The sequence below is a fragment of the Aliarcobacter faecis genome (assembly GCF_013201705.1).
Taxonomy (GTDB): Bacteria; Campylobacterota; Campylobacteria; order Campylobacterales; family Arcobacteraceae; genus Aliarcobacter; species Aliarcobacter faecis.
This window is the reverse complement of sequence record NZ_CP053837.1, coordinates 2,158,053-2,173,276: the sequence shown is the minus strand read 5'-3', so window position 1 is coordinate 2,173,276 and position 15,224 is coordinate 2,158,053. Positions and strand designations below refer to the sequence as shown.

12 protein-coding genes and 1 tRNA gene are annotated in these 15,224 nt (G+C 26.1%); 1 reads left to right on the top strand and 12 read right to left on the bottom strand.

Translation table 11 applies throughout. From position 1 onward, the window contains the following. Positions 1-10 precede the first annotated feature (10 nt). From AFAEC_RS10860 to AFAEC_RS10805, 12 genes are all read right to left on the bottom strand, one after another. Positions 11-2,389, bottom strand: coding sequence for a hypothetical protein (locus AFAEC_RS10860; protein ID WP_026804910.1), 2,379 nt, complete (start codon positions 2,387-2,389; stop codon positions 11-13). Beyond that, positions 2,386-2,877 carry a hypothetical protein gene (locus AFAEC_RS10855; RefSeq protein WP_026804911.1) on the bottom strand — a complete coding sequence of 164 codons (492 nt, stop codon included), beginning with the start codon at positions 2,875-2,877 and terminating at the stop codon, positions 2,386-2,388. The genes AFAEC_RS10860 and AFAEC_RS10855 overlap by 4 nt, the downstream gene beginning before the upstream one ends. Next, positions 2,874-3,623, bottom strand: coding sequence for a hypothetical protein (locus tag AFAEC_RS10850; RefSeq protein ID WP_026804912.1), 750 nt, complete (start codon positions 3,621-3,623; stop codon positions 2,874-2,876). The genes AFAEC_RS10855 and AFAEC_RS10850 overlap by 4 nt, the downstream gene beginning before the upstream one ends. Next, complete coding sequence (locus AFAEC_RS10845; RefSeq protein ID WP_026804913.1) at positions 3,611-5,308, bottom strand: GspE/PulE family protein; 1,698 nt, start codon at positions 5,306-5,308, stop codon at positions 3,611-3,613. The genes AFAEC_RS10850 and AFAEC_RS10845 overlap by 13 nt, the downstream gene beginning before the upstream one ends. Before the next feature lie 10 nt (positions 5,309-5,318). After that, on the bottom strand, positions 5,319-6,335 hold the full coding sequence (locus tag AFAEC_RS10840) for a hypothetical protein (protein WP_026804914.1): 1,017 nt from the start codon (positions 6,333-6,335) through the stop codon (positions 5,319-5,321). 3 nt (positions 6,336-6,338) lie between these two features. Further along, positions 6,339-8,006 (bottom strand): hypothetical protein, encoded by a 1,668-nt coding sequence (locus tag AFAEC_RS10835; protein ID WP_026804915.1) that lies wholly within the window; start codon positions 8,004-8,006, stop codon positions 6,339-6,341. 9 nt (positions 8,007-8,015) lie between these two features. Continuing rightward, complete coding sequence (locus tag AFAEC_RS10830; protein ID WP_027390912.1) at positions 8,016-10,808, bottom strand: RCC1-like domain-containing protein; 2,793 nt, start codon at positions 10,806-10,808, stop codon at positions 8,016-8,018. Between the two features lie 114 nt (positions 10,809-10,922). Then, the gene (locus tag AFAEC_RS10825) at positions 10,923-11,681 is read right to left on the bottom strand and encodes a hypothetical protein (protein ID WP_026804917.1); all 759 of its coding nucleotides are present in this window, start codon (positions 11,679-11,681) and stop codon (positions 10,923-10,925) included. Then, positions 11,678-12,430: a hypothetical protein gene (locus AFAEC_RS10820; RefSeq protein WP_026804918.1), complete on the bottom strand. Its 753-nt coding sequence runs from the start codon at positions 12,428-12,430 to the stop codon at positions 11,678-11,680. Before AFAEC_RS10820 ends, AFAEC_RS10825 begins: the two co-directional genes overlap by 4 nt. Next, a complete protein-coding gene (locus AFAEC_RS10815; RefSeq protein ID WP_026804919.1) occupies positions 12,427-13,155 on the bottom strand; it encodes a hypothetical protein in 729 nt (242 codons plus the stop codon). The genes AFAEC_RS10820 and AFAEC_RS10815 overlap by 4 nt, the downstream gene beginning before the upstream one ends. Positions 13,156-13,315: 160 nt before the next feature. Continuing rightward, positions 13,316-14,008 carry a hypothetical protein gene (locus AFAEC_RS10810; RefSeq protein WP_026804920.1) on the bottom strand — a complete coding sequence of 231 codons (693 nt, stop codon included), beginning with the start codon at positions 14,006-14,008 and terminating at the stop codon, positions 13,316-13,318. Between the two features lie 224 nt (positions 14,009-14,232). Continuing rightward, a complete protein-coding gene (locus tag AFAEC_RS10805) occupies positions 14,233-14,904 on the bottom strand; it encodes a hypothetical protein (protein ID WP_026804921.1) in 672 nt (223 codons plus the stop codon). A 169-nt stretch (positions 14,905-15,073) separates the two neighbouring features. Here AFAEC_RS10805 and AFAEC_RS10800 point away from each other — a divergent pair. Beyond that, positions 15,074-15,150: transfer RNA gene (locus tag AFAEC_RS10800), tRNA-Arg, on the top strand. The last annotated feature ends 74 nt before the right edge of the window (positions 15,151-15,224 follow it).

Below are 15,224 nucleotides of genomic sequence, written 5' to 3'. Positions count from 1 at the left end.
ATTCTCTCCCTTATTTAAATTCAAATTCATAATTAAATCCCCCTATATATGTTGGATATTTCATAAGAAATGCTCCTGTACTACTATTACTTCCTGCAGTAGATGAAACCCATTCCTCAGATGTTATTCCTGTAAGATTACCATTGCTTCCACCTTCAGCCACTAGGAAATCTTTATTTAAATCATATATATTTGTATTAAATACAGGTATCATAAAAGTATTTCCTATTCTATCAATATCTGTAGCCCCACTTCTATAAAAAGATTGAATTCCCCAACAATACATTTGTTTATTTTCATCTATTCCACACATACCATTATCATCATCAATAACTTTTATCTGTTCCCATTTTATCTTTTTTATAGCGTCTTTAAAAATAGTGTCATTCTTATTTACACTTGTAAAATAGTCTCCTTTTAACTCTTTTTTGCCATTTACCCAAACTATTCCTTGGTTTTGTAATAAGTTATTTCCAGATAATTTACTAGAAAAATCAACAGATTTTATCTCTGTATCATCTGCTGCTATATATTCTGAATATGTTTTTATTATATCTTCTACAGCTATAACTTGTATTTTTTTATTTACAGGTTGCCAAATCTTATAATATTTTTCAGCTTCATCTTTTACAACAAAAGCTTGTAATCCACCCTTTATATAATTAAATTTTTTATTAGAAGTTAATGTTGAATTTGTAGTTGTTATTTTAGTAAGACCACATAAATCAAAAGAAATATTTTCCCAAGAGACCTTACAAGTTTTATTATTTGAGTTATTATCTTCTACTCCCCAAATATATATATCCCCAGTTGTTGATAATGCGCCCATTTTTCTATAACCAATTGTTAATAAATATGTAATATCTTGAAAAAAAGCTGTTGGAGTAGTTGAAATTGTTTCTATTAAGTTTTTATTTAAGTTAGTTCTATTCCAATCTGCATTATTACTAACTCCTGCAAAGCCACTATGATCATAACCATATCTATAAATTTGTCCATCTTCACTTAAAACTAACCAGAGTTGATTATTTTGAAATACTTTTTTTGCTTTACGAGTTACCCCGTCGAAATAAGAGCTTTTATAAAGCATCTCACCATTTTGAGAACTATCTATATCTTTTGTAAAACTAGCTCCAAAATCTGTGTAAACTCTATTAGAGCCAGCTCCACAATATAGTTCACCTTTTGTGCTTATTCCACAAGTTCCAGCATAAACTGTACTAAAAAAGTCTACAAATTTTGGTCTATTTGGGGATGAAAAATAGTTTTGTGTATAATACTTACTACCTATATCTTTACAAAGAAGAGATCCATTTCCAGTAGGGTTATCACAATTAGATGATGTATATTTACAATTTATAGTTCCACTTCCAATAGGTGATTTACAAGTAGCTTTATTTGTATTATTATTTGTTTCTTCTATATATATTTCTGTATCATACATTTTTGCTCTAACTGGAACTAAACCAGTGATTACGGGATAAGCATTTGATAATTTATTACCAGAATATCCTAAATTTATACCAGTTATTTTATTTCCATTATTTCCCCAAGTATATATATCTCCATTTACAATCATTCCACCAGCTCTTCTACTAAATTGAATAATTGTTTTTCCTATATCTCTATTTTGTTTATTTACTTTTATTATATTATTTGAACTTATATTTATATGTTCTTCTGCTATTTGGTCTTTTTTATGTAATATGGTCATTCCTATAAATTCTATATCTTTTACTAAATCTTTATAATCACTATTTATGGTACCATCTGTATTAAATAAAGTTACACTTTGATCAAGAAGTAGCTCTTTATCATAAGAAAATTTATAATTTCCATTACTATCATACCAATGTAAAACACCATTATTGTCTAAATAATATTTATTTTTTGGAGTTTTAGTTGAATTATTTGGAATAGTAGTTGTAATATTTGAACTATTTTCATATATGAATTTTTCTTTTGGTGATAAAATAATTTCAATATCACTATTATTTATAGTTAAAGGAGCTTTTGTATTAGTTCTATATTTATTTGAATAGTAATAATCATATAAATTTGATTTAAGTAGAGGATCTGTTGATTTAAAGCCTTCTATCTTGTGAATATCATCTTTTTTATTTGTGGGTGTTGAATTATTAATCATAAGAGAAATTTGTTTACCAAAAGGATTTATTGTATTAAAACCCTTTGGTAAATAATTTGTTGTTTTTAAATCATTTAGATTTGAAGGATTTATACCTTTTTCTAAAATATAATTTTTATAAGCAAGAGCAATTTCTTCTTCTTTTTGTACAAGTTTTTTTATTTTTGTTAGAGTTATTGAATCTATATAATTATTTGCAAATAGATTAAAAACTAGGAGATACAAAATTAAAAAAATTCTCATTTTATATCCCTTGGTCTTGAGATATAGTTTATAAAATATAGATTTTCATCTTGTTCACTTCTAATAGTCTCTCCAAGATAGTTAAAAATCCCTTCACCTACTTTAAAACCATTTTCGCTATTTGCATATAATCTAGCAATGATAATATGTCTATCTATACACTCATTTTTTACATCTATAAGTTTTAATTGATAGTCAAGTAAAGATACCCTATCAAAGATTTCACTAACTCTAATTTTTATTTCATCTTCTTTTATATAACTCTCTTGAATTATTTTTATCTTCTCTTTTAGATTATTTATTTCCTGTTTTAAAGCAGTTGTTTCATCTCTTTTTATTTGTAATTCATTTGTAAGTCGTTCTTTATCTTTATATGAGTGATAATATTCTATAACTGTTGAGGTCATAAAAAATAGTGTATAAGTAATTATTCCTAAAACTATAGTTTTCGAAACTTTTTTTAAAGTGCTATTACTAATACTTATCATTTTAAATCCTCTTTGTATGTGATACACTCTGTTAGTTTATTATATTCCTTTTGTACATCACTTAGAGTTTTTAATTGCCTTGTTTTAAAACTATTTTCAAAATTAAGTTCTTGTTTTAGTGGTTCAAGAGGTTCTATTTGAAGATATTTATCTTTTATTATGCTAAGTCCAAAAAAACTTAACCAAAAACTTCCACCAAGTAAAAGAGCTAAAATAGATAGTTTAGTTGTATGAGATTGTGGAGTATCTAAATCTTTTAAAGAGGCAACTAAATCTTCAATATCTCCTAAAGATTGAGCAATAACTTGTTTCTTTTCATTTTTAATATTTTGTTTTAAAATTATTTCTAAAGCAGCTCTAAATTTTGAATTAATTACATAATAAAATTTATCAAGTTCTCCTCCACTACTTAGCATAGTAATATGTTTAGTAATTAGTATAGATTTAATCATATCATCTGTAATAAAGCTTGGATTTATTTTTGCACTATAAATTGTTTTATGATTAAATAAAATTATAAACTCTTCATCTGCAATATGGATTAAAAATCTATTTTTTTCTAAATATTTCTTTGATAAGAGATTTAAAGAATAAAATTTACTTGTATCTTCTTTCGGTAAATAGGCACTATATCTTTTAAATGCTGAATATGTAAACATATTTTGAGAAGTTTCATACTCTTCATTTACGTAAAAATATTCACTCTCCTCTTTTGAAGCAAAATCAGTAATTGCTAATCGTACCATACTTCTTCCCCTCTTATAATTGCAGTTGCATCTTCATGAGTTATAAATCCTGCATAATATTGTGCCATTGCAGCTTTTTCAACAGTCATATATTCTGCTGGATTTTGGAAATCCCCACCATGACCTAATTTAAATCTTACAACTTCAGCAATAGGGACCCTACCTTTAAATCCAGTATGACTACATTCATCACAACCAACTTTTTTATATCCACCAGTATTATCAGGAACACTACAGAATTTACAAAGTTTTCTAACAAGTCTTTGAGATACAATTCCTCTTAAATTATCTATTATATCCCCTTCATTTATTCCTAGTGAACTTGTCATCCTTGAAACTGTTGCAGGTGCAGAGTTGGTGTGCATTGTTGAAAATACAAGCTGTCCTAAGTTTGAAGCATTTACAAGTTGTTGTGCGGTTTGAGGTTCTCTAGTCTCTCCAATAAGGATAATATTTGAATCTTGCCTTAGGATATCAACAACAGCTTCAGGGTAACCATATTTAAACTCATCACTAGCACTTGCAAACTCTGATAAATCGATTTGGAAAAATGACTCATCAACATACTCAACAGGGTCTTCGATAGTAATAACATATTGTTGCTGTTTTGCTAGTTGTTGAAGTAGGGCATACATTAGATGAGTTTTCCCACTTCCAACTTGTCCTGTTATAAGAATCATTCCATTTGCATATTTTGAAAGATTATTTAATATTTTTATAGTCTCTTCTGGATAGTTAAGTCCAGAAAGATTATGAGAAACTACACCTTTACCACCAATCATCCTCATAACTAAAGAGAAGTTTAACTTTGAGTTGATTAATCCAATTCTAAATTTGATATTCTTTTTTGCATAATCATAGTTGATAACCCCATTTATTGACTCATAATCAGAGTCTTCTTGGTCAGCCATAGTTACTAATCTTCTTTTTATTGTTTTTGCAATGGCTATAGGCATAGTTCCCATATCAACTTTTATACCATCTATTCTAAACCATAAAGAGGCATAACGACTAGTTTTTTGAATATGTATATCAGATGCTCCTAAAAGTATTGCTTGCCCCATCATCTTATCAAAGTATTTATTTATCTCTTCATCATTTTCTGTATCAGCATTGGAATTAAAGATAATCTCTCTATCTTCTCCAAATACTGAAGATAAAACACCCTCTCCAAGAACTACAACTTTTGTAAAATAGAATTTACTTAATACTTCAAAATCTAAATTTACAACATCTCTAATTCCTAAAACTTTATTTTTATTTTTTATATCTTCCAGAGTTATAATATACATATTTGCACAAAGTTCTTGTTTTTTATCATCTAAAAAACTTGAAGTATCTTTATATACTTTAAGAAGCTCTGTATAACTATCAAAATATTCATAACCTAAACTTCTTACAAAACTCTCATATTTTGCTTCGTTTGCTATTAAATCAGAAAATCCACCTTTCAACTTATATTTTGTCTGTATCATAGCCTCAATCATATTTCCTAGATGATTTGTATTATCAGACTCTTTTCCTAATAGTTCATTAAATCTATTTTTATATTTAGTTAAATAAGCTTTATAATCAAAGTCTCTAAAAATCTTTTCTAATGATTCTTTATTAAATTGAAACTTTTTACTATTTTTTAGAAATTTAAAATTTGGCTTTTTTAGATTGATGGAAAATTTACTTAACATTTTAAGCCTCTTATTGATATAAAGTTTTAAATGTAAATGTACTAATAACTAAGTTAATAATATCAGAACCAATAACAACAGTAATTAACATTGCAATTAACCAGAAGAAAAACTTCCACTGTAAAATCATATAATCTATCTGTTTTTCATACATAGTATCACAAGTTTGGTATAAAGCTTTTGTAACTTCAGAAAAACTTGTTTTACTTAGTTCAGATAATTTTATATCAGCAGTAATAAGTGGTGGAAAATTATATTTCTCAAACATTACATAAAGCTTTTTATTTTTATTAATCATAATTGCTAAATCTCTAAAAAATGGTCTAAGTCCCTCTTTAAAATAATCTTTTGATAAAATTAAAGATGTTTTATGAAATGAAATACCAGCACTAAGCATACCATTTAAAATTCTAAACATAAACCTACCATCAGAGTAGGCTTGAGTTTTAAAAACTTTATATAACCACCCTGGCTTATATTTTTCAGTATATAAATATCCAAAAAATATAAATGCTGTAATAATTATAGATATAGCTAATCCAATATATGCAAAATCATAGGTAAAATATTTTGGAATTCCTAAAAATTGTTCAACATCAGGGTTTAATTTTCTTAAAAGTATTAAATCTAGTTGTAAAATATCAAGATATTTTATAAGCCCATAAAATGTTCCAATAATAATAACTAGAGGAACAAAAATAGGATTTATCATCTTTACTATTAGATTTGAGTTTGCTTTTTTAAAAGACAATACAAGTTTTAACCCATCTAATGTATTTGTGCTATTTACAACTAGTGAAAATTGAAAACTATTTAAAAATTTATGTTTAAATAAAATCCCTTCAAGATTTTGTTTTCCTATTTCCATATCTTTAATTGCCGCAAGAAGTCTTTTTTTAAACTTTGTTTCTTTGCTTATTTGTTCGCTATAAAGAATTAAGGCTCTCCTTGTATTTGAACCATTTTCTAATTTTGTTACAAGATAGTCTAATAAAAACTGTTCATATGGATCGGCAAATAGTTGCATATTTTAGAAACCTTTTATCTCTTTTAAAGTAATTACATAAACAATCTCTCGTCTTACATAAGATTTTGAGTCTGTTCCACCTATTGCAAAGCTCTCTATTGGAACTATACCTTGATAATTTTTTGCATCATCATGAACTATGATAGACCCAACAATAGAAGTCTCTCCTAATTTAACCTCTTTTGAGACATTATAACTTTGGTCATTGTATTGAGGAAGTTGAATAGTTGTTCCATCAATACTTACTTCTTTAAATGTAATTAGTTTTTTAATTGTTGGTGCTATATTTAAAAATATTTTATCTCTTGATATTTTTGCCATAGCAGTGATACTTGTTCCCTCTTTTAAAGTATTTACTGTAACATCAGATGTTCTCTCTTTTGTATCCGCATCTCTTGTTGTTTCAATTTTTTCAACATAATCAGTATTATCAGTAATAGCTTGAACAGATGGAATATTATTTTTTAGAACAATCATATTTTTACTATAATTTAGCATTTTCCCAATATCATTTTTAGAATCAGCAAGCATTCTTAGGGTTCTTGTTGGATTTATAGTTTCAAATCCTAAAGCTCCTGTACTTTCAGCTGAAAGTGGTCCTACATTCCAAGAAGTTCCATCTCCAGTTTTTGCAAAATCAGCTCCTAAAATACCAAAAGATCTACTTTTATTTAATAAAACTTCAATTCTTTCAAACTCGATAATAGCCTCTTTTGCAAAACTAGCTTCGTAAGCTTTTGCCAAAGTTCGTACAGCATTTTCTATACTTTTTGTAGATTTTAAAAAAATTAAACCACTTGCTTTATCTATATGATAAGATGAAATTTTATCGGTTGAGATAATATTTTTTAGCATTTTATCTAGTTCTTCATAAAGTACAATTTGAGATTTATTTTCTATTTTACTCTCTCCTCCACTTGTCTCTTGATTTGAAGTTTGGCTAGATGAACTCATATCTAAAAGTGGAATATTAAGTTCAATAACTACATCTTTATATCTACTTATATTTATAGCTTCTTTATCATAATCTATATCTACATATACATCTTTTGATTGTGCTAATGAATTTAGTGCATCTTGCAAATCTCTTGAACTTATTTGCACAATACTATTTTGGAAATCATTTCTATTTTCTATAAAACTTCCAATATTTACCTCATAACCAGACTCTACAGTTATAAGTCTTATTAATTCCTCTACAGTAATTTGCCCTTCAAGGTTAAAAGGAATTGATTTAATTGATCTTTTTTTTCTCTCACTAGAATTTAAGATTTTTACTAAATACATCTGTCCATTTTGTTCAACTGTAAGAGTTTTGTCTAAAACAGCATTTAAGTAGTTGTTTAAATCTTCAAAACTTGATATTTTTATTCTACTTTTTGGAACTAAGATATCACTACTTTTTAAAAAGTATAAGTTTCCATCTATTTGTTCAAGCTCTTTTAATATATCACCTAAAGATTTATCATCTATTACAGAGATATATGCTTTTTGTATATCTATCTCATCTATCAAACTATCAGAGTAGGATTGTTTGATACTGTTATAATCTTTTTTATCTAAAGATTTCTTAGTGCTTTCTATCATCTCATTGTGAAAACTTTTGGGACTACAACCAGAAAACAGTAGAATAGCTGTAGAAATTGTAATTAAATTTTTAAACTCTCTCAAATCTCTTCCTTATTTAAAGTAAAATGGATAATCAAATCCACCAATATATGTTGGGTATTTTAAAAATAAATTACCAGAATCATTGAATTTATCAAATGCCATTTGACTTGTCTTTTCACTTTCTTGAGTAACAAATAACTTATTTATAGTAGATATTTTAGCAACATCATACAAAGAAGTACTTAAAATTGGTACACCTCTTCCAATATTTCCCCAACAATACATTTGTGAAGCACTCCCCATACTTGTCATTGAACAAACAAATATTTTATTTGTTTCTTTTACTTTTATTCGTATATTATCAATTCCCCAGGATTCATTAGAGAGACCTTCATCAAATTTAGACCAATAATTTCCATATAAAGGAGGTTTTTTTTGATAATCACTTTGATTTGTTTCTGTATTATTTCCTTGAAATTCTAAGCTAGTTTTAAATTCTAATTGTAATTGTCCAGCATTATTCAATTTTGATTTTAATTTATATTTGTAAGTTTGATTATAATTATGTCCAGATATTAAAGATATATTATCTTGTAAATATATACCTGTTACATTACTATCTTTCATAAAAGCATGCCCATCCCATATAAAATGATCTTGAGCTAATAGTACCCCATTTGCATATATTTCAAATCTTTCTCCATCCCAACTTCCAATTTCATAAAAATCAAATTCTATTTCAACTTCATGATTTGGATATTGAGAAAAGGTATATGTTTTCGTAACGCTAAATGGACTTTCATCGCTACAAGGATTTCCTGTACAAGGAGAATTTGTTGGGAAACGTCCTAAAAAGGTTGTTGCTGGAACTTTTGTTAAATCACCATTATTAGGAATAGTAGTTATTGTATTTCTACTCCACCCTGTAGTACTCTTATTTTCAAAATCCTCAAATGTTTCAGCTTTTACAGTATCTAATCTATAAATGGAAACATTTGCAAAATTTGCATAATCTTTTCCATTAAATCTATTTGTAATACTATTTAGTTCATTTAAAGCTGTTTTAAAAATTGCTGTATCTGTTGTATCACAATTTGAACTATTAGACTCTTTACAAACTAAAAAATCATTATTTCCTTCTAAAACCATATTTTCATTTACATAAATATAAAGTTCTGTGGAATTGTTATCGTAAATAGAAGCACTTATTGCCGTACTAGGTATTGCTGAAATAGGGACTAAATCTATATTATTTTTTGTTCTATAAAAACTATTATTTACTGCTTTTAAAAGAAAATCTTTACTATTTGTAAAAATACCATCAGGGTTGAATTTTAATGAATTACTTACAATTGTTGGTTCATAATAAACTTTTCCATTTGGTCTTTCTCCCCAAATATAAAAGTAGTTATTACTGTCTATTGCTCCAAAAGTTGCAATATCTCTTAATGCGAATATTTTTTTAAATAAAACATCATTATTTTTTACTTCTTTAGGTGTAGATTGAATTATAAACTTATCATCACTTCCAATTCCTAGTGCTCCATTATAGTTTTTTCCAATAGTATATATTTTCCCATCATCAGATAAAACAGCAATAGTATCTTCTACCATTACAATATCCGTTAGATATATTTCATCTCTTGTTATGGTTAATTCTTCTCCTAAAGAATTCTTTTCAATAGGTCCACCATCTTCAGAAATTTTTATTAATTTGGGTGGGTCATCAGTTTTATCACTTTTCCCCCATCCAAAAAATTTATTTTTACCTAATATTGAAGTTTCATTACTTCCTGTAGAAATATTTTCAAAATATAAGGGTGTTATTTGACCATTACAGTATAGATCTCCTCCAAACTTTTTTTGAGTACCTTCAAAATAGTTGAATATTGGCGAAATTCCACAAACATTTGTACTATTCATAGCCATTTTCTCAAATTTTATTCTATATGGATTGTTATACCATCTTTTATTATTTTGAACAGAATCTTCTATTTGAACTTTTAGCATAACAGGAGTATTTACATAATCAGGTTTTATTGTAGTATCTAATTGCCCGTAGTTCTCAATTCCTACTTTTTTATATCTATTATTTCCCCAACAAAAAATATCACCATTTGCAAGCATACATCCCCCATCTCGTCTTAAAACTAAATCTTTAGCATCAGGAATATATGATAAAATTCTATCTTCTATACTAAGCTGATCATTTATCTGCCCAGTAGTCCTTCCTGTTCCAAGAGGTATCCAAGAACCATTTCCTTCATAGTAATATTCATACCATGAAATACCATCTTTAATATAAGCTTTTTCTCCTATACCTACTCTTATATATTTTAAATCATCTAAATTATCTAGATAAATAGGTGCTGCTTGATAAATTTCAATTGATGAAATTGCTGTTTTGCAATATTTATATATTAAACTTTCACTTTTTAACTCATAGTAGTAATTTCCAATTTCACAATCTTGAGTAGGTAAAAATATTTTATTCTTATTTTCATTTATTATATTTACTATTTCATTTTGGATTTTGCTATATAGAACTTGAGAACCTTTTACTAATTCAGCTTTTGTATTATCTTTGGGAGGAATAGTATTTACTCTAAAAATTTTGTTTATATAAAAATTGTATAAATAGTTAAGTTCACTTGTATAATTTTTATCATCTAAAAAAACACCTTTTATAAAGGCAATATTATTTGAATCAAAAGTTACTACTATATTTTGTTTTGTTATAGGATTATATTTATTAAAATTTGTTCCTAAATAATCACTTGTCATAAGTTTATCCCAATCTAAAGAATTATCACTTTTTTTTGGAATTTTCCCATTTTGCAAAATGTATTTATTTATTGCCAAAGATAAATACTCTTCTTTTTGAATTACACTTTTTAAGTCATTTATTAAAGATATATTTTGGCTAGATGAAAAAGCAAAGCTTATAGAAATTAATATTGAAATTAGAGTTTTGATTTAATCCACCTTAAGAATTTGTAAATTATCTGATAAATCATTAATTAATTTTACATTTTTTGTTTTATCTTTTATGAAAATATAACTACCAATTTTTAGATTTCTTAATTTATCAACATCAGAAGTAATAATACTTTCACTACTTATAGTTATATTTCCATTGTTAAACTCTTTTTTACTATATTCAATCCAATTAGAACTAGAATTATACCATCTAATAGAAGTTTTATCATTATTACAATATTTGCTGACTAAAGTAGCTGAGCAGTTTTTTTCTATTGTAGCACCTGATTTTAATATATTGTAAATTGTGATTGCTTCAGGAGATTTTAGTTTAAATTCAACATAAGATTTTGTTAAATCAATTTTAGCATCATCAGTTAATTGAAAATTTACTGTTGTATAATCTCTATATAAATCTCTATTATAGAGTAAAATTAAATAATCTTCAGAATTTATAAATTCATTTTTTATTATTGCATATTTTATTTGTAAATTTGAAGCATCTTTGAAATCTATATTACTCCCCATTCTATTTTGAATTGAGAAATTACTACCTAAATAATTATTATTTATTAAATTATTTATAGAGGGGATTTGAAATTCAGTTAAAAGATATTTCTCAAAATTTTGTGCTATTTTTTCTTCAATCTCAATTAAATTCTGGACATATAAAGTATTTTGTTTTTGGGCGATTAAATTCTCATTTGCATAAGAATAAATAAATAGAATAAATAAAACTATAACACTTCTAATCATTTTAAAACCTCTATACTAGAGATTGTTTTTAGGTATTTAACTCCATTTTTATCATAAAGTAAAGCACCTTTAGGAATAGAATTAAATATAGATTCTGTTATATGTTTTGAAGTATCATCTGTGATTATAATAGGACCAGTTTTAAATTTATCAATATGATATGCAATTAAGTATTTATCTGGTACAACAACACTATTTTCTAATTTTTTTGTAAGTTTTATATAAATATGATTATTCTCTTTACAGTTTATAGCTGTAGTAAAAACTGTAGTTGGACAGTTCGTAATAGCACCATTATTAGTTTTAATTAAATCATATAAATGTTTTGCAAAAGCATCTTCTAAAATAAAGTTAATTTTATTATTTTTAAAATATGTTTTTGTTCTAAAAGTATTACTTTCATATAGATTTTTTATTTCTGTATCATTTTTTAAAGTATCTAATAAAGCATAAGAAATTTGATTTGAAGAAATTGTAAATGTAGTAAAATAAGAGGTAAAATTTGAAATATCTTCTATAAATTTAACATTAGTTTCTGATAAATAGTTTGTAGAATATAAAGCATTTATATTTTCAGGAATATTATAATTATCTAAAATATATTTTTCGTAAGCTCTTGCTATTGATTCCTCTTTTTGTATAACTTTTTTAATATCTAGTAAAATAGTTTGTCTATCCTCAAAATTATTTAAATTTAAAGCAAAAGTAAAATTTGATAATAAAATAAGAATTACTAAAACCTTTTTCATAATAAACTTTCCAGTTCTTTATACAATCTTGTTTCGATTGAAGACTCATTTTTATAGAGTCGTTCCTTTATCTTTTTCTTAAAAAAATTTAATTGTCTTGTTTTTAATTCAGTATCACTTATAGTTGTCTCATTGTCTTTTAAAAATGTAAAATATAGTTTGTCATAAGGAATTAGTCCTTCTATTGTAGAGTTGATTGCAGTTTGTGTTTTATTTGGAGTAGTTGCATATAAAATATTTTGTGCTAAAACATTTATAATAATATCTATACTCTTTTCAATGTCTTTATCATATTTAACACTATTCTTTTCATCTATTCCAACTTTAATATTATAGATAACCCCATCTTTTTGCATTTGGCTATTGTCTAATAATTTTGCTTTCAAAGCTAAAAGTTTCAATTTCTCATCTTCACTAATTGTTATGTTCCCTTGAGTGTTTATAAGTTCTTTATTTGAAAGATTACTATCTTTTGATCTATCAAGAAGTAAAGCTTTTTCCCAATTTTCACCCTTTGGTAAATGAGCTATAATTTCATCCCTTGTTATATCTTGTGGATTTTTATTATACTGTTTTGCTATTAAAGTTTTTATATCTTTTATTATTTCATAATGTTCTTGTATCTGTTTAGCCTCTTTTATATCACTAATAGATTTCCATAATGCCCCAGTAGAAAATATTATGATAACAACTAAAGCAGATGATATCCAAATATTTCCAAGCATTAAACTCTCCTCACCTTTTTTTGTAGAAAATAAGAACTAAATTCTAGAAATAGAACTTAGTTCTTGTTTTTATTATTTTTGTAAACTGGATTTTAGTCCAATATTTTTATATTTCAAATAAAATATAATATTTAGGCATTCTGCCTAAATATTTATATAATTATTTTATAACTTCATTTGAACCAAAGTCATTAAAGTAGATTATAAATTCACCATCATCATTGTCCGCTGTATCTACATATGTAGTTACATTCTCACCCGCATCATTTTTTGTTGTGGTTGCAGTTCCAACTTTAGGAGTTCTTTTTTCTATTCCAGTACCATTAGAATTTTGAGCAACAGTATTTGCTGCTGTAGTTACATTATCAGTCCCTACTTTTGCACTTCTATGAATCATAGCAATAGATTTTAAATCATTTGCAACTTGAGACTCTAAAAATCCTCCACTTGAACCTAATGAACCATTTTTTGGAAATTTAACAAAAATACCTGGAACCATATCTTTAGTATTTGCAACTAAAAGAACTTGCATTGCTGGATTTCCTTGATCAGTTTGTCCACCAAATGAAATGGCATTATAAGTATTTACATTATTCCCAGTAGCTTTTGTAATTTGCTCATTTACTTGTTCTGGAAAATAACCTAATTTTGCTAAATCTTGTAGAGTTGTACCTACTTTAACATCTCCAGCTCTAGCAGCTAGTTTTAAACCATTTTTAATATTATTAACTTCTGTAATAACACTTGCTTTTTGTGCAATACCTTCGATTTTATCTCCAGTTCCTCCAAATGTTTGGAACATATATATCATAGCTCCAACAACAATGATAATCATCGCTATCAACTGTGGCATTTTTACCCCTTTTAATTTTAAATTTATAGTTTTTAAACTATTATACTCAAACTTTTAGCATAAAATAACTTTTTATTTTCTTAAAAAGTATTAAATAAGTATTGTATTTGATATTAATCAATAAATTATTAGGTAAATATTTTGAGTTTTAGGAATATTAATTTATAGCTGGATTTTAGACCAGCTTCTAAATATTATTTATATATAAATAATTGAAGAATAATTTATTTAAAAACTACACAAGCAAATTTACTATCTTTATTTGTTCCATTTGTTGTAATAATTTGATTTAAAGTAGCTGTTGTAATAGATATAGATGTTGCATTATTTATAAAGCTACCAAAAAGTACTTTTTCACAAATCTCTTTTCCAAAAAAATTTTCACTAAAAGCATCTTTGCTTTTTAAAGTTGAATTAGCACTAAAGTCAACAAAAACTTTATATCCAGTTCCTGCACTTGAGCTTATATTTTTATCAGTCCCTGTACTATCTTTTATTGTATCCCCGCTTACAATAGGAACTATTTGCCAAGTGATATTACTTTTTGGGAATTGTAATTTTGATTGGAAAAATTTAGTTTTATCTGTTTCCTCTCCAGCTAATTTACTATCATTCAAAGTTACACCCAAAATATCATCTTTAGTTATATTCCCTAATAATATTCCATTCTTATAAAGTGTTGCAAAATTTAATTTTGTGTATGATTCATCTATTGTTCCTATATTCATATCTCCACCACTTTGAATATAAGTATTCACAAAACCATCAACTGCAAGAAATTGTGATTTTGCTCTTTCAATTTCTGCTGTTATTGCACTATCATCTGCTTCATATCTTGTCATTAAAATTATAAGTGCAGCTACAATAGCTATTATAGAAGATACTAAATATGGCATTACTTCCCTTTTTATTTTTTACTTATTATACATAAGTTTATTTAATTTTTAAAAATTGTTTAGAAAAATGTCTCCAAATATTTTTTTATCTAAGTTAAATAGATATTGTAATTTATGAAAAAACAAATTTTAAGTCTATTTTTGTTAGAATTTTTTTCTATTTTTCGGTGCGTCTGTAGTTCAACTGGATAGAATACTCGGTTTCGACCCGAGGGGTTGTGGGTTCGACTCCTACCAGGCGTACCATTTACTAATCTCAATCAATCTAAATTCATCTATAAAATCCCGTAAAACCAAGCCTTTTAAATAATCATTAATCT